The organism is Pseudooceanicola sp. NS-SX8 (assembly GCF_057380755.1).
In genome coordinates, this window is the sequence record NZ_CM170819.1 from 2,493,131 (window position 1) to 2,511,368 (window position 18,238).

General features: G+C 59.5%; 20 protein-coding genes. 4 read left to right on the forward strand and 16 right to left on the reverse strand.

The features are described 5' to 3' along the window. The first annotated feature begins 143 nt into the window (after positions 1–143). The gene (locus AC2IR1_RS11395; RefSeq protein ID WP_486472087.1) at positions 144–1,628 is read left to right on the forward strand and encodes a cytochrome P450; all 1,485 of its coding nucleotides are present in this window, start codon (positions 144–146) and stop codon (positions 1,626–1,628) included. Here AC2IR1_RS11395 and AC2IR1_RS11400 read toward each other — a convergent pair. Next, a complete protein-coding gene (locus tag AC2IR1_RS11400) occupies positions 1,604–2,170 on the reverse strand; it encodes a UbiX family flavin prenyltransferase (RefSeq protein ID WP_486472088.1) in 567 nt (188 codons plus the stop codon). The genes AC2IR1_RS11395 and AC2IR1_RS11400 overlap by 25 nt on opposite strands. Continuing rightward, positions 2,167–3,651, reverse strand: coding sequence for a UbiD family decarboxylase (locus AC2IR1_RS11405; RefSeq protein WP_486472089.1), 1,485 nt, complete (start codon positions 3,649–3,651; stop codon positions 2,167–2,169). The genes AC2IR1_RS11400 and AC2IR1_RS11405 overlap by 4 nt, the downstream gene beginning before the upstream one ends. 125 nt (positions 3,652–3,776) lie before the next feature. Between AC2IR1_RS11405 and ubiT the strand changes: the two genes are divergently transcribed. The 3 genes from ubiT (at position 3,777) to ubiV (ending at position 6,318) form a co-directional block, all read left to right on the forward strand. Beyond that, positions 3,777–4,325 carry a ubiquinone anaerobic biosynthesis accessory factor UbiT gene (gene ubiT, locus AC2IR1_RS11410; protein WP_486472090.1) on the forward strand — a complete coding sequence of 183 codons (549 nt, stop codon included), beginning with the start codon at positions 3,777–3,779 and terminating at the stop codon, positions 4,323–4,325. Then, a complete protein-coding gene (gene ubiU / locus AC2IR1_RS11415) occupies positions 4,325–5,302 on the forward strand; it encodes a ubiquinone anaerobic biosynthesis protein UbiU (protein WP_486476409.1) in 978 nt (325 codons plus the stop codon). The genes ubiT and ubiU overlap by 1 nt, the downstream gene beginning before the upstream one ends. Positions 5,303–5,412: 110 nt before the next feature. Further along, positions 5,413–6,318 (forward strand): ubiquinone anaerobic biosynthesis protein UbiV, encoded by a 906-nt coding sequence (gene ubiV / locus AC2IR1_RS11420; protein ID WP_486472091.1) that lies wholly within the window; start codon positions 5,413–5,415, stop codon positions 6,316–6,318. Here ubiV and AC2IR1_RS11425 read toward each other — a convergent pair. From AC2IR1_RS11425 to narI, 14 genes are all read right to left on the reverse strand, one after another. Beyond that, the gene (locus AC2IR1_RS11425; RefSeq protein WP_486472092.1) at positions 6,305–7,003 is read right to left on the reverse strand and encodes a cobalamin biosynthesis protein CbiX; all 699 of its coding nucleotides are present in this window, start codon (positions 7,001–7,003) and stop codon (positions 6,305–6,307) included. The genes ubiV and AC2IR1_RS11425 overlap by 14 nt on opposite strands. 1 nt (position 7,004) lies before the next feature. Then, positions 7,005–8,513 (reverse strand): cytochrome D1 domain-containing protein, encoded by a 1,509-nt coding sequence (locus tag AC2IR1_RS11430; protein WP_486472093.1) that lies wholly within the window; start codon positions 8,511–8,513, stop codon positions 7,005–7,007. Further along, positions 8,488–9,705: a heme d1 biosynthesis radical SAM protein NirJ gene (gene nirJ / locus AC2IR1_RS11435; RefSeq protein ID WP_486472094.1), complete on the reverse strand. Its 1,218-nt coding sequence runs from the start codon at positions 9,703–9,705 to the stop codon at positions 8,488–8,490. The genes AC2IR1_RS11430 and nirJ overlap by 26 nt, the downstream gene beginning before the upstream one ends. Before the next feature lie 3 nt (positions 9,706–9,708). Then, positions 9,709–10,194 carry a siroheme decarboxylase subunit beta gene (ahbB, locus tag AC2IR1_RS11440; RefSeq protein ID WP_486472095.1) on the reverse strand — a complete coding sequence of 162 codons (486 nt, stop codon included), beginning with the start codon at positions 10,192–10,194 and terminating at the stop codon, positions 9,709–9,711. Then, positions 10,191–10,664 carry an Lrp/AsnC family transcriptional regulator gene (locus AC2IR1_RS11445; protein ID WP_486472096.1) on the reverse strand — a complete coding sequence of 158 codons (474 nt, stop codon included), beginning with the start codon at positions 10,662–10,664 and terminating at the stop codon, positions 10,191–10,193. The genes ahbB (AC2IR1_RS11440) and AC2IR1_RS11445 overlap by 4 nt, the downstream gene beginning before the upstream one ends. A gap of 1 nt (position 10,665) precedes the next feature. After that, positions 10,666–11,652: a siroheme decarboxylase subunit beta gene (gene ahbB, locus AC2IR1_RS11450; RefSeq protein WP_486472097.1), complete on the reverse strand. Its 987-nt coding sequence runs from the start codon at positions 11,650–11,652 to the stop codon at positions 10,666–10,668. A gap of 3 nt (positions 11,653–11,655) precedes the next feature. Then, positions 11,656–12,819 carry a cytochrome D1 domain-containing protein gene (locus tag AC2IR1_RS11455; RefSeq protein WP_486472098.1) on the reverse strand — a complete coding sequence of 388 codons (1,164 nt, stop codon included), beginning with the start codon at positions 12,817–12,819 and terminating at the stop codon, positions 11,656–11,658. Then, complete coding sequence (locus AC2IR1_RS11460) at positions 12,816–13,223, reverse strand: c-type cytochrome (RefSeq protein ID WP_486472099.1); 408 nt, start codon at positions 13,221–13,223, stop codon at positions 12,816–12,818. Before AC2IR1_RS11460 ends, AC2IR1_RS11455 begins: the two co-directional genes overlap by 4 nt. After that, positions 13,153–13,968 carry a uroporphyrinogen-III C-methyltransferase gene (cobA, locus tag AC2IR1_RS11465; RefSeq protein WP_486472100.1) on the reverse strand — a complete coding sequence of 272 codons (816 nt, stop codon included), beginning with the start codon at positions 13,966–13,968 and terminating at the stop codon, positions 13,153–13,155. The genes AC2IR1_RS11460 and cobA overlap by 71 nt, the downstream gene beginning before the upstream one ends. 343 nt (positions 13,969–14,311) lie before the next feature. Then, complete coding sequence (locus AC2IR1_RS11470; RefSeq protein WP_486472101.1) at positions 14,312–14,836, reverse strand: DUF2478 domain-containing protein; 525 nt, start codon at positions 14,834–14,836, stop codon at positions 14,312–14,314. Positions 14,837–14,848: 12 nt separating this feature from the next. Further along, positions 14,849–16,132, reverse strand: coding sequence for a molybdopterin molybdotransferase MoeA (locus AC2IR1_RS11475; RefSeq protein WP_486472102.1), 1,284 nt, complete (start codon positions 16,130–16,132; stop codon positions 14,849–14,851). Positions 16,133–16,155: 23 nt separating this feature from the next. Continuing rightward, entirely contained in the window at positions 16,156–16,713 is a 558-nt protein-coding gene (locus AC2IR1_RS11480; RefSeq protein ID WP_486472103.1) for a hemerythrin domain-containing protein, read from the reverse strand. Next, positions 16,710–17,513, reverse strand: coding sequence for a peptidylprolyl isomerase (locus AC2IR1_RS11485; protein WP_486472104.1), 804 nt, complete (start codon positions 17,511–17,513; stop codon positions 16,710–16,712). Before AC2IR1_RS11485 ends, AC2IR1_RS11480 begins: the two co-directional genes overlap by 4 nt. 5 nt (positions 17,514–17,518) lie before the next feature. Continuing rightward, entirely contained in the window at positions 17,519–18,229 is a 711-nt protein-coding gene (gene narI / locus AC2IR1_RS11490; RefSeq protein ID WP_486472105.1) for a respiratory nitrate reductase subunit gamma, read from the reverse strand. Between the last annotated feature and the right edge of the window lie 9 nt (positions 18,230–18,238).

Below are 18,238 nucleotides of genomic sequence, written 5' to 3' on the forward strand. Positions count from 1 at the left end.
CGACCGTGAATGTGTCATCTTGACCATTGCCAGGAATGGTCCTTGCCGCAATCTTACATAAAGTCGCACTGTTTTTGTCTTGATTAAAGTCAATGGTCGAATCATTTGCACATGTGAGGGTCTACCCCATGAAAGGAGGCCCGATGCATCACGATGAAGCGGCACATACATTCGACAGTTCCGATGCTTCATCACGATTGCCCTATTCATGTCCCCAACCGGCGAAACCCGCTCCACGTCCCGAGCGGGTTTCGCTTTTCTCTTATGTTCTGCGATTTCACAAAGACATCCTGTCGGCGCAGCCTGCGCGGCTTTACCGGGCTTGGATGGCTGAATTTCGGACGCCGTTCTTTCGTTCTTTCCTGTGCAACGATCCTGAACTCGTGGATCGTGTCCTGAGTGAAACCCCCGAAGATTTCCCGAAATCCACCCGCTTGTTCGAAGGCCTTCTGCCACTTCTGGGGCATTCTATTTTCATCACCAATGGCGAAGAATGGAGACGGCAAAGGCGCATCATAGACCCGGCTTTTGAAAGCGGTCGGGTGCGCGAGGTGTTTCCTGCGATGTGGGAGGCAGCCGTCGCGGCGGCTCAGCGTCTGGAAGCTATCGCGGATGGTCGCGCGCTGGATGTCGAACCGCAGATGAGCCATGTCGCGCTTGACGTGATTTTTCGCACACTGTTTTCCCTACCGGTCGGGGATGAGACGGCGCAGGCGGTGTTCGCCGCGTTTCGTGTGCATCAATCCTCCCAGCCGATGATCAATTCCGCCTCCTTCCTGCCCTTGCCGCGCTGGGTTCCACGCCTGCGGGCGCGCGCCACGCGAGAAAGCGCGCGTCATATCCGAGCGCTGATCGGACAGTTGGTCGACCGGCGCGCCGCAGAGATCGCGGCAGGCACGGCTCCCGACGATCTGGCCACGCGGATCATGACTACGCCGGACCAGGAGAGCGGTTCGGTTTTTAGCCGTTCTGAAATGGTCGATCAGGTCGGGATTTTCCTTTTGGCGGGGCATGAGACCACGGCGGCGGCACTTGGCTGGGCGCTGTATCTTCTGGCCCTGTCTCCGGAATGGCAGGATCGTGTGGCGATTGAGGCGCAGCGGGAGATTGACCCGGAAAAGATCTATTTTTCAACCGTGTCCAAACTTCGAGATGCCCGTGCGGTGTTTCGCGAGGCGATGCGGCTTTACCCGCCTGTGCCGATGTATCTGCGCGAAGCAGCCTGCCCAACACGGTTTCGAAGTCGCACCGTTCCGAAAGGTTCTCAGGTGGTGATCAGCCCATGGCATTTGCATCGGCATGAGCTGTTCTGGGACGATCCTGATGGCTTTGATCCGTCCCGATGGGAGACCAAAGCGGGGCGCGCGAGTGCACGGATCGCCTATCTGCCGTTCTCCAAAGGGGCGCGGGTCTGTCCCGGATCGGCCTTTGCCATGACCGAAGGCCCGTTGATCCTCGCCATGATGATGCGCCGGTTCCGCGTCTCTCTCGATAGGAGCAATCCACCCGTTCCGGTGGCTCAACTGACCGTGAGGGGACGCGATGGCATTCGGCTTTGTTTTCTGCCGCGAGAGCCGGGGCCGTCGAAAGATCCGCAAAAGGCTCAGCCTTGCCAGGCCGAGGCCTGAGGCGAAGCAAGCCGCAACAGATCGACCGCGCGCGCCGCGATTTGCGCGCTGATGTCTTCCACGCATTGCGGCAAGAGGTAAAATGCAGGCACCGGAGGCAGGACGATGGCCCCCATTTCGGTCACCGTCACCATATTGCGCAGCTGCGCAAGCGTCAGTGGCGCTTCGCGAGTCAACAGGATCAGGGGGCGGCGTTCCTTGAGCTGCACCCCCGCCGCGCGGGTCAGCAAATTGTCGTCAAGCCCATGCGCGATGGCTGCAAGTGTGCGCATGGAGCAGGGTGCAACGATCATGCCGTGCACCGGGGAAGACCCGCTGGCAATCGTGGCGCCGAGGTTCTCGGGCTGATGACATGTGCTGACTTGATCGCGCAAATCATCAAGCGCCTCCGGCCCAAGCTCCAGCTCAAAGGTGCGCTCCGCCATCTTTGAACATACAAGCTCAACTTTGGTTTCACAGTGGTTCAAAACACGCACAATATCGCGCGCCAGAATGGCTCCCGAGGCTCCCGACACCCCTAAAATTACAGTTTTCCTGCTCATAATCCCGCCTCTTCCAGCACATGCTCTGCCTGTGCGACATGGTCGGGGTTGAGCTGCATCACAGTGCCCCAGTCGCGTGAGGTTTCCGTCCCGATCTTTGTGGTGGCATCCAGACCGAGTTTGCCTGACAGCCCCTCTTTGGTGGAGGCAAAATCGAGATAATCCATAGGTGTATCTGTCAGGAGCATCACATCACGTGCCGGGTCCATGCGCGTGGCCAACGCCCAGGCCACATCATCCCAATTGCGCGGGTCGATGTCCTGATCCACCGCCACAAGCGTCTTCGTATAGGAGAACTGTGGCAACATCCCCCAAAGTGCCATCATCACCCGCCGCGCCTGTCCGGGGTAGCCTTTGTCGATCTGGATCACGGCCATGCGATAGGAACAGGCGGCGGGTGGCAGCCAGAGATCTGTGATCTCGGGGATTTGCCCGCGGATGACCGGCAAGGACAGGGTGTTGAACACCTCCCCGATAACCGAGGGTTCGTCTGGTGGACGCCCCGTCACAGTGCTGAGATAGAGCGGATCGCGCCGGTGCGTGATGGCACTTACCTGCATGACGGGGAAGGGTTCGACTGAATTGTAATAGCCGGTGTGATCGCCAAATGGGCCTTCGGGGGATGTCTCTGTCGGGTCGATCCAGCCCTCGATGATGATCTCTGCATGGGCGGGGACGAGTAGTGGCACGCTGCGGGCGGGGACAAGTTCGGTGCGCGCGCCGCGTAAGACGCCGGAAAATGTCAGTTCCGACACAGTCTCGGGAAGAGGCAAGGCGGCAGAGAGCAATGTCGCGGGATCAGCCCCAAGGGCAATGGCCACGGGCATTTTCTCCCTCTCGCTCTGCCATGTCCGATGATGTGCGGCCCCGCCGCGATGTGCCAGCCAGCGCATGATCAGCCTGTCGGCGTCAATCACCTGCGCACGGTAGACCCCAAGGTTGTAACGAGCGGTCTCTTCCATCGTGCTGCCAGCCGGTCGTGTGATTACCACAGGCCATGTGATGAGCGGCCCGGCATCTTTGGGCCATGGAGTCTGGATCGGCAGGGCATGCAAATCTATCGGCGCGTCGATGTCTTGACATGGTCCACTGCGGCGCAGTTTCGGGCGGGTCTGCAAGGCCGCGCGTAACATCGGCCAGCGCGACAGCGCGTCTTTCATTCCCTCGACGGGCGCAGGCGCGCGCAACGCGGCAAGAAAGGCGCCCAACTGTGGCACCTCATCCAAGGTCATGCCAAGCCCGGCAGCCACCCGATCGGGTGTTCCGAACAGGTTCGTTACGACGGGCATCTTGGCCTGCACTCCTCGGGACATGGCCCGTTCAAAGCGCAAGACAGGTCCGCTCCGGCGCAGCGCGGCCAGTTGAATGGCGGTCATTTCCTGTTCGACCGCAACGGGATGTGTGAGACGCACCAGATCGCTCTGGCTTTCGGTCCAGTGGAGAAAGGCGCGCAGATCGGTGAAAACGGGCAGGGTTCGCATGTGGCTCTCTTTTTCTTTGCGCTAGCAGCACGCCGTGGTTCGGGTCTTGACGAAAATCAAACGCCTGCCTCGAAAGATTACCTAGAAAACCGGCAGACAAGATGCAGATGAGACAAGGAGGCTTCATGCCTGCCAACATGCCCGGCGATGCTGTGCGCCTTCCAAAAGTGCTTGGAATGGCGCTGCGCCCTTTGCCGTTGTTTCCGCTGACGCATGTGCTGCAACGCATCACGACGCGAATGATTGCGGACCACCCCGCTATGCTGCGCCGCCTCGGAAGTTATGCGGATCGGCGGTTCCTGATCGACATTACCGATTTGCCACATGTCCTTTTGCTGCGCCCCGACGGCGGACGCATGACGGCTCACCGGCGCGGGGCAAGCCCGGATTACGACGTGCGAATTGCCGGGCCGTTGCCGCATTTTCTGGCGATGATGCATGGCTATGAGGATGGCGATGCGCTGTTCTTTTCACGCGATCTGACCGTCGAGGGGGATACCTCCGCCGCTCTGGCGCTGCGCAATGCGATGGATGATGCTGAGCTTGATCTGACCGAGGATTTGGCGGGCCTGTCCGGCCGGTTTGCCCCTCTTGTGCGCCGCATGTCGTCCTCGGCGGAACGCATGACGGGTTTGCCACTACACCGTGTCGATATGTTCGGAGAGATGCCATGATGGAACTTGTTTGCCCGGCGGGCACTCCCGCCGCCCTGCGTGCGGCCGTGACGGCGGGGGCGCATACCGTATATTGCGGCTTTGCCGACGAGACCAATGCGCGTAATTTCCCCGGACTGAATTTTTCGCGCGACGATTTGGCGGAGGCTGTGCGCTTTGCCCATGACAGGGGCTCGAAAGTGCTGGTGGCGATCAATACCTTCCCGCGCGCAGGGGCAGAACCCCTATGGCACGCTGCGGTGCGTGATGCCGAAATCTGTGGGGCGGATGCCGTAATCCTTGCCGATCTCGGGCTTTTGGCCCACACGGCCGAACACCATCCCGATCTGCGTCGTCACCTGTCAGTGCAGGCCGCCGCCGCCAACCCCGATGCGATCAATTTCTATGCCGAGACATTCGGTGTGCGGCGCGTCGTGTTGCCTCGGGTGCTGACTGTTGCGGAGATCGCCGCGATCAACCGGGAGATCGATGTCGAAACCGAGGTGTTCGTCTTTGGGGGGCTGTGTGTCATGGCAGAGGGGCGTTGTTCCTTGTCGTCTTATGCCACGGGTCAGTCACCCAACATGAATGGCGTCTGCTCTCCGGCAAGCCATGTGGTCTATGCCGAGGAAGGCGATGAGCTTGCGGCGCGGCTGGGCGGCTATACCATCCACCGCACGCCGAAAGAGGCTCCGGCCCCCTATCCGACGCTGTGCAAAGGTTGTTTCACCTCTGGCGCGCAGACCGGACATATTTTCGAGGATCCGGTAAGTCTTGATGCAACCGATCTCATCCCGCAACTGGATAAGGCCGGGGTCACCGCGCTCAAAATCGAAGGGCGGCAACGCTCTCGGGCCTATGTGGCTCAGGTCGTGCGCGCCTTTCGGACGGCGGTCGAGGCGCAGGAGGCTGGGGCGCCCTTGCCGAAATCGACACTGGCGAAACTGACCGAAGGTCAGGCTGCGACCACCGGAGCCTATGCGAAAACCTGGCGTTAAAGCGTCACGCCTTTAACCTGAGGCATCAGATAAAGGCGAGGTGCGTGCAACGCTTTAAACCGGCGCGGACATGGCGCTGCCCATAAAACACGTTGGACAGGAGTGTGACGATGGACCTTACAATCGGGCCGAACCCGTTTTTCTGGCAGGCCGAACGCGTGCGCGAGTTTTATACCGATCTGGTGCAGTCCGATGCGACGCGGGTCGTGCTTGGCGAGGTGGTTTGTTCCAAAAGGTTGCCGTTCTGGCAGGCTGAGATTCCGCAGGCGGTCGAGGCTCTTTTGGCTGCGGACAAGGAGGTTGCGATAACAAGCCTCGGTCTGATTACGCTGAAACGCGAACGCAAACTCACCGCCGATCTTATGGATATGGGCTTGCCCATCGAGGTGAACGATCTTTCTGCGCTTTACCACCTGCCTAAAGGCGTAGACTTCTGGGTCGGGCCTTTGGTGAATGTTTATAATGACAGCACGCTCAGGTTTCTGGCCGGGCGGGGCGCGACGCGGGTCTGTCTGCCGCCGGAACTGCCGATGGCAGCCGTGGTGGAGCTTTGCGCCGTGGGGCGTGACCTTGGTATCGCCATAGAGGTCTGGGGACATGGACGGTTGCCTCTTGCGATTTCGGGGCGCTGCTATCACGCGCGGCTCCATGATCGCGCGAAAGACAGTTGTCAGTTCGTCTGCGGAGAAGATCCCGACGGTCGGGAGGTCGAAACGCTGGATGATCAGAAATTTCTCGTGGTCAATGGCGTACAGACCTTGAGTTATACCACCGCGACCGTGGCCGCACAGATCGAGGAACTTGAGGCCGCAGGCGTGGCCGCAGTCCGCTTGTCACCGCAGATCGGTGATTTTTCTGCGCTTGTCGCGCGCTATGCGGAGCGGGTGTCTGGGCGTCTCTCGTCGGCGGAGTTGATCGCGCATCTCAAAGGGTTCGAGCCCAAGATGGAGCTTTCAGACGGTTTTTTGACGGGGCTCTTTGGCGCGGAATGGAGCGATGGCCCTAGGACATCCTGAGCGCGCGTGCGATCAGCTCTGGCGTTTCCGGCCATTCCATCAGGGGCGGCAGGATCACACCCTCAAAACCGCTTCGGGCAAAGCTGTGGGGCAGATCATCCAGAACATGCCCGGCGCGTTGCACAAAATAGGACAGGCAAATCGCCTGTCCTAGATGGCCGGAAATATCCTGCACGAAGGGCGGGTTTTCGAGAAAGCCAAGCCGGATAGCGCGAAAGTTTAGCCGGTTTGCAAGCGTGGCTTTCAACGTCCGGCAGGCCTCGGGATTGCCCTTGGAACTTTGTCCGCCATGTGCGGCAATGAGCAGGGTTGTGTCCTCTGTGGCCCACCCCTTGGCCTTCAAAACACGGGCCAGACGGGACACGATCAGATCGGGCAGGCCCGGCAAAAGCCCGAAAGGTGCCAGGGTCTCGAGCCCGTGGGGCGCGATGCGTTCGGCCAGAATATGCCGTATGAAATACCCATCGGACATGAAGAGCGGAAAGATCACGGGATGCCCAAGCCGTGCAATCTGCGCTTCAAGGGCGTCAGGGGCGGCAAGCGTGGCCCCAGCGATCACACGCTCCGGCAAGTGCGCGGCGACCCGTTCCGCGAGCGTGGCGATGCTGCGCTCTTGTGCCTCCGGGGCCGAAGGGCTGCCGTGGCTGACGATGAGAACGCTTGTGGAGGATGAGGGCGAGAACATGTCAGTGGCTCGTCCCGTCGGAAAAGGTGATCTTGTTCCAGACATTGTATTTGCCGGAGGGCTTTTTCATCGGCAGGCGCGTCACCTCTTCGAGTGTGGCCGCATCATAGACGATGACCGCGCCGTCTTCTTCCCAGATTGACACAAGGGCATAGCGCCCGTCGCGGGTAAATTCGATGTGTGCCACGGTTTTCCCCGGTGCGGGCGACAAGGTGCGGATAATCTCGAGGCTCTCCTTGTCGATGATATGCAACTTGTCCTTGTTGGGGCCAAAGAACACATCTGCCCAAAGGTAGGGCGTGTTTTCATGGCTGCGCAAAAAGAACCCCGGTCCCGCGGTTTCGATTTCCTTGAGGATGGTCCAGTTGTCCATGTCGATCACGCTCAGCAGACCTTCGCTCAGATGCGGTGTGGCCATGACACGTTTGCCCCCGGAGATGAAACTGATGCCCGAACCCAGATGCGGCATGCCCGGAAGCGGCAGATCAGCCTCTTCCGTGCCGCTTTCCAGTCCGACGACCACCCCGGTTTCCGCCTCTCGGTTGGCACCGATGAGATGGCTATAATCCGGCGTAAAGAAGAAATCGTCCAGAGGCGCGCTGACTGAAATGCGCCGTGGCGTGAACCGGGTTTCGGTGCGGGTTGAAATTTCCCATATTTCAGCGGCATCTTTCAATGACAGGATAAAGCTGTCGCGCTGTGGGGCCTGATAAACGGCGGCGACGCGGCTCGATTGGCCGCCTTTAGCCTCAATGGGGATCACCTGTGCCACGCTGAGATCATCGGTGGACAGGATGGTCAGCGTGTGGGGCAGATAATTGGCCACGGCGAGCCAGAGACCGTCCGAACTCATCGCGATGTTGCGGCTGTTGACACCGGCGCGCACTCGCCCGACCTCTTCCAGTGCCCAGATGTCGTATTTCTGCACCCAGCCATCGCGGGACATGACATAGACATAATGGCCATCGGGGCTGAATTTCGGACCGCCATGAACCGCAAAGGGTGTGGCAAAGCGGTCGAGCACCTCGAAGGTGTCGCCATCCAGAACGCTGACGTGATGATCGCCGGTCTCCACCACCAGAGTGATGTTCATCGGATCGGCGTCAAACGCCGGCGCTGTCACCGGTGTGTACTCCGGGGACAGACTGCGTGTTTCTTCGATTTCCTGCGCAGTCCATCGCGGGATGTCCGGCAAATCGGTTTTGATATAGGCGGCCACGGCGGCGATCTCCGCTTCGCTCAACGTGTCGTGAAAGGCGGGCATCTGGGTCGCCACACGACCGTTTGCGATCAGATCGGTTAACGAGCCGCCGCGCAACCGTGCCAAGGCTTCGGGGATCAGCGCGGGGCCGGTCCCGCCAAGTCGGCTTTCGGCATGGCAGGCGGCACAAAGATCCGCGTAAATCTCCTGACCGTTCGGTTCAGCCGTGGCTGTATGCGCGGAAAGAGCAAAGGCGGCACCCGCTAAAGTGCGGTACAGCAGGTCAGAAAAAGCGATATGCTGGGTCATGGCTTTTGCCTCGAAACGGGGTGACGGTCAGACGCTCGGAATCTGCAATGCCCAATTCTGCATTTGACATGTAACAGGCCGGATCTTCGGCCCAAGGGTCGCCAGACACTTGCAGAGCACGGATGCGGGTGTTGCCGCCGCAAACACGTTGAAAGGCGCAGTCGCCACAGCGTCCTTTGAGTGGACGGGGACGTTGGCGCAGGGTGGCCAGCATCCTGTCGGAGCCTTGCCACAGCTTGGTAAAGGGCGTTTCTTTTACATTGCCGATCCGATAGGCGGACCAATAGGTGTCCGGGTGCACATCGCCGGTCGGATCGATATTGGCGACCCCAAGCCCCGACGAATTGCCGCCCCAGGCTTCAAGATGCTGCGCGACATGCGCCGCCTGGTCCGTGTCGAAATGGCGTTGGACCCATTGCAGGAAATAGACTGCATCCGTGTCGTTGTTGCCGGTGACGATCTCCAGAGGCCGGTTATGCGACACGTCTTCCCAAGCACGGGCGATCAACGTGTCGAGCGCGCGCCGGGCCCGCAGATGAGCGGTGTCCTCGCCTCGGTTCTTGTCGCCGCGCCCGGCATAGACGAGATGGGAGAGGTAGAATTTATCGACGCCTTCGCTGTCACACAGGGCGAGCATGTCATCGAGCATATGGGCATTCTGTTCGGTGATGGTAAAGCGCAGTCCGACCTTGATCCCATGTTTCTTGCATTCGCGCAGGCCGGTCATGGCCTGAACGAACGCGTCGTCGCCGCCGCGAAACCAATCGTTGAAATCGCGCATTCCGTCGATGGAAATCCCGACATAGTCAAAGTTGAGATCGGCAATCTGTGCGGCCTTTTCCCGGTCGATCTTTGTGCCGTTGGTCGACAGCGCCAGATGTCGAAAGCTGAGATCGCGCGCATAACGGGCCAGATCGAAGATATCGAAGCGTGACAGCGGCTCGCCGCCCGACAGGATCAGTGCCGGAATTCCATATCCGTTGAGATCGTCCAGCACGCTTATGGCCTGTTCATGGCTCAGTTCACCAGGAAAAGGAACATCCGCCGATGTGGTGTAGCAATGGCGGCATCGAAGATTGCAGCGCCGCGTGAGGTTCCAGATCACCACAGGTTTGGTGCCTCCCGTTCCTCGACGGGTACGGACTGGGGTGGGGGTGGCGAGTTCGCGCATATATTGCGTCAGGCGAAACATGGCTCAGGCTCCTGTTTGCAGGCGCATTCCGGTCTTCTTCAGAATCCGCGTGGAATAGAGAATGTCATGCGCGCGGCAGGCCGGGCCGAGAATCTCGCGCAACGTGTTGCGATGTGCCTCGACCGCGTGCCGGTCAGGCCCGTGCAGCATGGCGAAAAGGTTGTAGGGCCAGTCCGGCATGGCACGCGGGCGCAGATAGCAATGGGTGACGAAATCGAGTGCGCCAATCTTTGCGCCAAGAATTTCGGACTGATCGTTGTCTACATCCCAGACGCTCATGCCATTGGCTGTCATCCCCAGTGCGTAATGATTGGGGGCAATGCCGATCCGGCGTACGACGCCCGTCTCGTGCAACTTGGTAAATCGGTCTATGACCTCTTGTTCGCTGAGGCCCAGGTCTCGGGCGACCTCGGCATAGGGGCGCGGGGAAAGAGGCAATCCGCTCTGCGTTGCCGCAAGTAATCTGCGATCCGTGTCATCCATCTTCATGCCGTCACCCTGAAGCCGATAAAAAACTCTTTCAGTTTCGGAAAGCGCATGACCCGCAAGCCGGTTTGTGCCTCGATCCGATCCGCGATCTCCGTGATCCTTTCCGGCCTGTCACAGGCCAAGACGAACCACATGTTCAGCCGGTGGTCGCGTTCATAATTATGCGCCACTTCCGGACAGGCATTGACCAAAGTCATGATCGCCTCGAAACGCGCTTCCGGCACCTCCATGGCGCAAAGACAAAACGCCCCGCCCATGGCGGCAGCATCTAGAAACGGGCCGAAACGGGTGATCGCTCCCAGATCACGCAACCGTGCCAGCCGCAGTAAGATACGGGCCTCTGTCGTCTCTAGATCTGTGGCAATTTCGAAAAAAGGGCGCGGAGCCAGGGGCAGGCCGTCCTGCAGCACGTTGATCAGCTTGCGGTCCAGCGGGCTTAACGCATCGGGTGGTAAAGGGGTGCGTCGCATGTCAGGCCACCCTGTCCGCAGAAATTTGTGCCCCGGTCTGTTTGTAGCAACGGACGGAAAAAAGCGTTTCATGGACACAGTCTGTCAACTCCGGCAGGTCGGCAGCCTGTGCCAGAGTGGCCAGTGCTTCATCGCGGCTTCGGGCATGGATCATGGAGTAAAGTCCGTGATCCCAAACCCCAGGTACGGTGCGGCGTTGATAGCAGAGAGTGACACCACGATGAGCTGCCAGAGCGCGACCCGCAGCGATCATGCGTGCTTCCGGCACAGTCCAGACCACCATGGCATTGGCCGACCAGCCCAGGGAGCGATGGCGCACGATGATGCCGACCCGCGTCAGGATACCTGCCGTTTGCAAGATGGCGATCCGGTCGATCACCGCGCGCTCAGACAGGCCCAGCATCGTGCCAAGCTCGGCAAAGGGTGCAGGGGTCAGAGCCAGCCCCTGTGACAGGGCATGAAGCAAGGGACGGTCGCTGTCGCGTAGAACGCTCAGATCCGCGTCGCGCTCCGACATCATGCCATGTGGCATCCCGGTCATGGAAAAGCCAAGGTCGATATTGAACGGGCGCAGCAAACGCAGATCAAGCACGGCGATTCCTGTGTCTGCCTCGATCTCTTTCAGCCCCCTTTCGAGTGCCGCTACATCGGGTGCGGTCAGCACGAACCATAGGTTGCGCTCATGTTCGCGCAGATAGGAATGGTTTACCCCCGGCACTGCGGCGACGCGGGTCGCTACCGCATCCAGTCTGTCTTCAGGCACCTGCATTGCGGCAAGAGTCGAGGCACCTGCGGTGTTCGGCCGAACGGTTGCACCGACACGCGCGATACGACCCTCTGAACGCAAGGTGTGCAAACGGGAGAGGACCTCCTGCTCCGTGGAACCGCACCGCCGGGCGATGATTTCAAAGGGGCGGGGCAGCAGCGGAAAATCGCGTTGGAACCCGTTCAGGAGATGTTGGTCGAGTTGAGGGAGATCGGACAACATAGCTCACAACCCCGGCTGGTGCGCGCGCGCAGTGAAGAAAATGCCGGAGGGGGCCTTCGCCGCGATCTCAGCCTTTTTCGCGAATGTTTTCGTGTCATAGACGACGACCTTGTCCTCATCACGTACCGAGATCCAGACCTCGGCTCCGCGCGGTGCGAATTCCATATGGAGTACCGCCTTGCCCGGCTCCAGCGTCTTGACGACCTCATGGGTGCGACTGTCCACGACCTGCACCACACCGTTGCGCGGTGTGGCGAAATTGACCCAGACATAGGGGGACGCGGGTTGCGCGATGACGAAGACCGGTTGGCCATGCATGTCTGTGCGCCCGATCTGCTCCAGCGTCTCACGATCCACCCACAGCAGCGCATATTGGCCGACAGCGGGCAGGACGAATTGCCCTTCGGTAAAGGCCCAGCCCTGAAGATGCGGCATTTTGTAAACCGGCAGGTCCTCATGATCTTTGCCATAGTCGTTCAGGAAACGTGTCGGGGTTGGAGGCTCGTCCCACAGGTCAATGGCGGTGACGCCTTTTTCGCCGAAAAGCCCGATCAGATAGGTATGAGCATCATCGGTGACTACCGCGTCGAACGGGTTCATGCCGACAGGGCCGAGATTTGTGATGGCCGGGCCCGTCCCCGAAAAATCGCCCAGAAACGCCTCACCAGTATCCCAGACGGTCCAGATGAACCGCCGCCCAGGCAGATCGGCCAGCCCGATGGTTTTGCCCTCTGCGGGCACATCGGCCACAAGATCGAGCGTCTCGGCGTCAAAGACCTTGACCCCGCCAGGTGTGTAATTTGAAACGGCGACCAGAGTGCCGTCATCGGAAATCGCGCCGCCGATGGAATTGCCAGCCTGCATGGTGCGCGCGACGATCTTTTGTGTCAGCATGTCGATCTTGGTCAACCCGCCGTCCCGGCCAAAGACATAGGCGTAGCGCTCATCTGGGCTATAAGTCATGGAGGCATGGGACATGTCGCCCAACCCCTCGACGCGCCCGATGGCGGCATGTTCGGAGCGGTCCACGACAAGTGCCGACCCGGTGGCGCGTTCCACGATCAGCCCGAGATCGCCAGTCGCGCAACAGGGGTCACCGGCGGATGCAACGGTGGTCACAAGCGTGATCACGGTGGCGCAGGCGGCAGAGAGGAGCGGATGTGTCATTTGTCTTCTTTCCTGTTCAAAAGATAGTCGGCGATCCAAAGCGCCTCATTTTCGCTCAAGAGCGGTCGCCACGGCGGCATGGCGGTGCCGGGCACGCCATCGAGGATGATGTAAGACAAGCCCTCACGTGGCAGGCCCCCGATGGCGGCCCGTGTCAGCGGACTGCCCAGCCCGCCTCTGAGCGTTAACCCGTGGCAGGACCCACAATCCTGGATCACCATGTGTTCAAGTTCCGCCGCGCGCTCTTCCGTGATCGGTGAATCCGCACGGAGATCCCCCCCGTGGGCAAGGCACAGACCGGAGAGGGTCAAAAAGGCTACGTGATGCAAAGGCCTAGGCATGAGCCACCTGTCTGGCGGCCTTGGCGATCTGTGCTGCATGATCGGGATGAAGCGCGACGACATGGCCGATGATAAACAGCACGGGAGCCTCTAGGGGTGTGTCTTCGAGATCGCTCGCGATCGTGGCGAGGCTGGAGAACAACCGGGTTTCGCGCGGAGTTGTGGCCGAGGCGATGGCCATGACCGGCGTGGAACCATGTAGTCCGTGAGCCATGAGGTGGCCGGCGATGTTGACCATGTTCATTGCCCCCATATAGACGACAAGCGTGGTCTCTTCGCTGGCAAGACTGGCCCAGTCGAGATCGAGCGCCGCGTCTTTGGCGCGATGCCCGGTGACATAACGCACGCCTGAGGCCAAGCCGCGATGCGTCAGGGGGACACCGGTTGAGCACGCCGCGCCCTGCGCCGAGGTGATCCCTGGCACATAACTCACCGACACGCCGGCGACTCTAAGATAGTCAGCCTCCTCGGAGCCACGCCCGAAGATCAGCGGGTCGCCGCCTTTAAGCCGCACCACATGCCGATCATTTTGCGCCTCTTCGACGAGAATCCGATTGATGTCCTGTTGCGGGACCCGATGATGTTGCGGGGTTTTGCCGACGTCGATGCAACGTGTTGTGTCAGGGACCAACGCCATGATTTCCGGGCTGACGAGTCGATCGAACACGATCACATCGGCGTCCTGGATGGTCTTGAGTGCCATGACGGTCAGCAGATCCGGATTTCCCGGGCCCGCACCGACGAGGCTGACATGCCCTTTCGGGCGAGAGGTTTCATTTGGCTGGTTGATCACTGGCTCAAACTTCATTTCGCGGCCTCGCTGCGGCTCGTGTAAACCGTCGCACGACTGGAAGCTCAAAGAGCAAAGACAGCTATGATGTCGATGGGGCTGAGACGCCATCCAGTTGGTGAGACTAAGTAAACCTGACCCGAGGAGGATTGCGACTGCCTTGACTTTCGTTAAAGCGCTGCGCAAAAATCTGGCAGCCGCCTTTGGGGACGTGCAGGACCTTACAGGGAGCGGGGCGGAACGTTTTAAAGCGTTTCTCAAAAAAAAACTTGAGGCACTCAATTTTTGAGAAACGCAGCACTATCAATTCAGTGCGGTAACGTTTTTCGCTCAATCTGTTTCAGATTAAACGAAAAACGCTTTAAGCAGTTGGCGCGCAGACGAAGCGTTCGAACCAGGCCAAAAGATCCGGGAGTGTGGCCGGGACTTCTTCAGCCAACCCGTCAGAGAATTCCAGAAACGCATCACGATTGAGGGCATTCACTCCGACGAGTACCGGAATATCCTGCATCAACGCTTGGGCGATCACATCACGAAACCCGCGTCCTTCCGCCTCGTGTTTGCCGAATTTGTTGATGATCAGGCACTCTGGCGGTGCGTCGGGACGCGCCAGATCTCTGGCCACATGAGCGACGGCGGTTTCCAGGGCCTCGGGGTTGAGACGACAGCCTTTTGCCCCTGTGCCGAGATGTTGAGATATGCGCAGCGCCGGTCCTTTGGGCAGGATTTTCACATCCATGTCGCAGGGTCCGTCACCGGGGCGTTCCGTGTTGATCTGAACCGTTCCTGCCGGGTGAAAGCCTCTGGAAATGAGCGTGTTCGCAACCTGAAGAAGCAGCCCATCCATATCTCCGCGTCCCGGTGCCATTGTGTAAGCGATTTTCATGTTCTGAGCCTTTCAAACGTCACTAAACGGCAAAAATTCCACCACGGCATTGGCGGGCAGCCTCTCTTGACCGGCCGGAATGAAAATATACCCATCGGCTTTGGGCAAGCCTGCAACGCGTGCGGAATGCGTTGTGCTGTCACAGGATATGATATCCCGACCGATGCTGTCGCAGCCGATGAGGCGGGCCGGGCGTATCTCGCAGCGGGTGCTATGGCAATGCAGAGGCACATCGGAAACGACATGGCGTTTTCGCGAAACCGGCTGGGTTTGACCGCAGAGATGTACCAATACATGCTGTCCGAACAGGTCCCATGTCGTGAGCGCGGACACTGGGTTGCCAGGCAGACCAAGCCAGATGGCCTGACGCAGCTTGCCCAGTGTCACCGGCTTTCCCGGTTTGATGGCGACGCCGCTGAACGCAATGTCCGCCCCCAGGGTACGTATGACAGGTTTCACATAATCTTTGTCGCCAACGGAGATTCCACCTGTGGTGACAATGATATCCGCCTTGCCAGCCAGGTCGCTCAACAGGTCGCTGAGCATGTCGGGATCGTCCCCAACTCTTTCGCAAGCGATCAGGGACAGACGTTCATCTGCAAAGCGCGCGCGCAGCATCGGCCTGTTCACGTCACGGATTTCAGCTGCCGCCAACGTGTCGCCGCAGCCCCGAATTTCATTGCCGGTGACGATCAAGGCGATACGAAGCTTGCGGCGCACACGGACCTCATATGCGCCAGCCGCCGCAAGCGCCGCAATGTCGCGGGGGCCAAGTTTTTTGCCGGCGTCGAGGATGCGGGTTCCGGGTGACATGTCTTCGCCCTTGCGGCGGATGTTTTCGCCTCGCACGGGCTTGCGGTCGAGATGGAGAGATGCATCTCGGCGTTCGACCCGTTCCTGAATCACTACCGTATCTGCTCCGAGAGGCAGAGGGGCGCCGGTAAAGATGCGCACGGTTTCACCGTTCATAAGAGATCTCCCCTTGCCATGGCTGCCTGCGGGAATCTCATCGACGATGGTCAGCCTCCATGGGGCCGGACCGGTCAGGCTTGATGATGCGAGGGCGTAGCCATCCATTGCGGAGGCGTCGAACGGAGGCGTTGCGCCGCGCGCGAAAACCGGTTCGGCCAGCACGCGGCCCTGTGCCGCATCGAGGGGAAGGAACTCCGTGTCTTCGATGGGCCTACAGTAGGTTGCGATCTGCTCAAGCGCTGTGTCGATGCTTGTCAGGCCTGACAGGATTTCCGGCGTATCGCAGCCGCATCCGGATTGGGAAAGAGTGTCGTCCAATATCATGATTTTACCAGTTTCTGAGGCGATCAGGTGACCATTGTCCGGATGCGCCGGGCGATCATTTTGTTGCGCAGGGACACCAGATCGTCAGGCGTCAACCGCGCCTTTGCGAAGGGCAGCAATAGCGCATTTTCCAAGATGATATGCTGTCGCAGACGATTTGCAAAAGCGTGCAGTACGGCACGCTCACGCGCATCGGCGCGCCGATGGCCTTGTGTCAGTTTGTTCAGAGTGTCGCGCAGTTCTGGCAGGCTTTCGGAGAGGTCCACATGCTGCTGATGAAGGCGTTCGAGTGTTGTCTCTATATCGTCTTCGGGAGTGCAACGCGCCAGGATGAGCGTGCCGAGATCTTCCTCCTCATCCTCCACCAGAACGGTTATTTCGCATGTAAGGACATGCAATACATTGGAAATATCTACTTTTTTCGGTAGTATCGCTTCGGCGATCCGGTCGATCTGATCGCAGACCGCACGAATGTGCATGTGGTCTTCTTTGATGAATTCAAGCGGTTCTACCAGCAGCTCCAGACGCGTTGCGGCGTCTCCCGGATTTCCGCGCCGGGTATTCGATACATCGTTCTTCATAGATGGTCCTCCTCCATTTTGACACCTGAGATGTCCGCAGAAGACACCAGAGCCTCGGCAAATGCTTTTGCGGCTTGTGTCCAGGCGGATTTTTCCAACGCGTCCGCAATCTGACTCTTGACGCTCTCAAAGGGCAGTTCCGCCCCTTCGGCACAAGCGTCCATGCGGATCACATGCCAGCCATGTCGGCTCAGCACCGGGTCTGCGCTGATCTCTCCTTCCGACATAGTACGCAAGGCTGCTTCGAATTCAGGCACGGTGTCGCCCGGGCCAAGCTGGCCCAAGGCACCGCCGGAGGTTTTCGAACCGCAATCGCTTTGTTCTGACGCGAGTCGAGAGAAATGTTTCGGATCGGCGCGGGCCTTGTCGGCCATCTCGCGCGCGCGGCGTTCAGCGAAAATCCGGGCCTCACTGTCGCGTGGATCGCAGGCACAAAGAATATGCGATACTTCCCAAAGCGGTGGGGCGCGGAAACGTGACGGGTCGCGGGCCCACTCGGCCCGGACCTCATCGTCGCTTGGCGCACGGGTTTCCATAGCCGTTTCGAGAAGGCCCCTAATCAGGGCATCCTCATAGGTTTCAAAGCGGCCGGGGCCAATTTCGTCGGGCATTGCCTCAATGCCCCGTTTGCGTGCTTCTTGCAGCAATAGCGTACGCATCGCGATAGCCTTCGCCGCCTTGCGCCAGGCAATGCCGGGTTTGCCCTTTGGCGCATCGTGGTTTTGTGCTTCGGCAGCTATCCGTGTGTAGGGAACGGTTTCGCCATTGACGATCAGATCGGGAAACAGCGGTGAGTTCATGTCCGTTACTCCGCCGGGGTGCGGGGGGCCTTACGGCGCGACCGCACGATCTGATAGCCAGTCCGGGTGAAGAAATAGCGAAACGGCGCTGCAAATCCAGACAGGATGTGCACCAGTCGTGTGAAGGGAAAGACAAGAAAGATCGTCAGCCCCAGCACGATATGCAGCTTATAGATCAAGGGGACATCCACGATATGTTCGGCGACGCCCGCCTCAAAGAGGAACACGCCTTGGGCCCATTCCATGAATTTGATCACCTCGCCATGCTCGGCGGTGGCAATCGAATAGGGTACGCTGATAAGCCCAAGCGCAAGCTGGGCGATCAGCATGAGCAGAATGGTCATGTCCCAAAAGCTCGACGTGACCCGGATACGCGGATCGGACAGGCGGCGATGCGCCAACATCACCCCTCCGACAATGGCGGCCACGCCGGCAGTGCCGCCCGCGATGGCGGCGAGCAATTGTTTTGCCTCTGCATGGATGCCAAAGGCTTCGTAGATTTCATGCGGCACCAGAAGACCGAACAGGTGACCGACGAAAATGAACAACACCCCGACATGGAACAGGATCGAACCGATCACCAGTTGTTTGCGGCGCAACAATTGCGACGATGAGGATTTCCATGTGAACGGGTCGCGCTCATAGCGTGCGATGCTGCCCATTATCCCGACACCGAGAGCGATATAGGGGTATATTCCGAAAAAGAAGTTATGCATGGCGGCCTC

Excerpts from the sequence above, each read along its gene's own strand:
- AC2IR1_RS11405 (WP_486472089.1), bottom strand. The coding sequence starts at position 3,651 with ATGCGAACCCTGCCCGTTTTCACCGATCTGCGCGCCTTTCTCCACTGG.
- ubiU (WP_486476409.1), top strand. The coding sequence starts at position 4,325 with ATGGAACTTGTTTGCCCGGCGGGCACTCCCGCCGCCCTGCGTGCGGCC.
- AC2IR1_RS11395 (WP_486472087.1), top strand. The coding sequence starts at position 144 with ATGCATCACGATGAAGCGGCACATACATTCGACAGTTCCGATGCTTCA.
- AC2IR1_RS11425 (WP_486472092.1), bottom strand. The coding sequence starts at position 7,003 with ATGTTCTCGCCCTCATCCTCCACAAGCGTTCTCATCGTCAGCCACGGC.
- AC2IR1_RS11485 (WP_486472104.1), bottom strand. The coding sequence starts at position 17,513 with ATGAACTCACCGCTGTTTCCCGATCTGATCGTCAATGGCGAAACCGTT.
- cobA (WP_486472100.1), bottom strand. The coding sequence starts at position 13,968 with ATGAAGTTTGAGCCAGTGATCAACCAGCCAAATGAAACCTCTCGCCCG.
- AC2IR1_RS11400 (WP_486472088.1), bottom strand. The coding sequence starts at position 2,170 with ATGAGCAGGAAAACTGTAATTTTAGGGGTGTCGGGAGCCTCGGGAGCC.
- AC2IR1_RS11430 (WP_486472093.1), bottom strand. The coding sequence starts at position 8,513 with ATGACCCAGCATATCGCTTTTTCTGACCTGCTGTACCGCACTTTAGCG.
- AC2IR1_RS11475 (WP_486472102.1), bottom strand. The coding sequence starts at position 16,132 with ATGATATTGGACGACACTCTTTCCCAATCCGGATGCGGCTGCGATACG.
- narI (WP_486472105.1), bottom strand. The coding sequence starts at position 18,229 with ATGCATAACTTCTTTTTCGGAATATACCCCTATATCGCTCTCGGTGTC.
- AC2IR1_RS11455 (WP_486472098.1), bottom strand. The coding sequence starts at position 12,819 with ATGACACATCCGCTCCTCTCTGCCGCCTGCGCCACCGTGATCACGCTT.
- ahbB (WP_486472097.1), bottom strand. The coding sequence starts at position 11,652 with ATGTTGTCCGATCTCCCTCAACTCGACCAACATCTCCTGAACGGGTTC.
- AC2IR1_RS11480 (WP_486472103.1), bottom strand. The coding sequence starts at position 16,713 with ATGAAGAACGATGTATCGAATACCCGGCGCGGAAATCCGGGAGACGCC.
- ubiV (WP_486472091.1), top strand. The coding sequence starts at position 5,413 with ATGGACCTTACAATCGGGCCGAACCCGTTTTTCTGGCAGGCCGAACGC.
- nirJ (WP_486472094.1), bottom strand. The coding sequence starts at position 9,705 with ATGTTTCGCCTGACGCAATATATGCGCGAACTCGCCACCCCCACCCCA.
- AC2IR1_RS11445 (WP_486472096.1), bottom strand. The coding sequence starts at position 10,664 with ATGCGACGCACCCCTTTACCACCCGATGCGTTAAGCCCGCTGGACCGC.
- ahbB (WP_486472095.1), bottom strand. The coding sequence starts at position 10,194 with ATGAAGATGGATGACACGGATCGCAGATTACTTGCGGCAACGCAGAGC.
- AC2IR1_RS11470 (WP_486472101.1), bottom strand. The coding sequence starts at position 14,836 with ATGAAAATCGCTTACACAATGGCACCGGGACGCGGAGATATGGATGGG.
- ubiT (WP_486472090.1), top strand. The coding sequence starts at position 3,777 with ATGCCTGCCAACATGCCCGGCGATGCTGTGCGCCTTCCAAAAGTGCTT.
- AC2IR1_RS11460 (WP_486472099.1), bottom strand. The coding sequence starts at position 13,223 with ATGTCGTCGCGCTTCATCCCGATCATGCAGCACAGATCGCCAAGGCCG.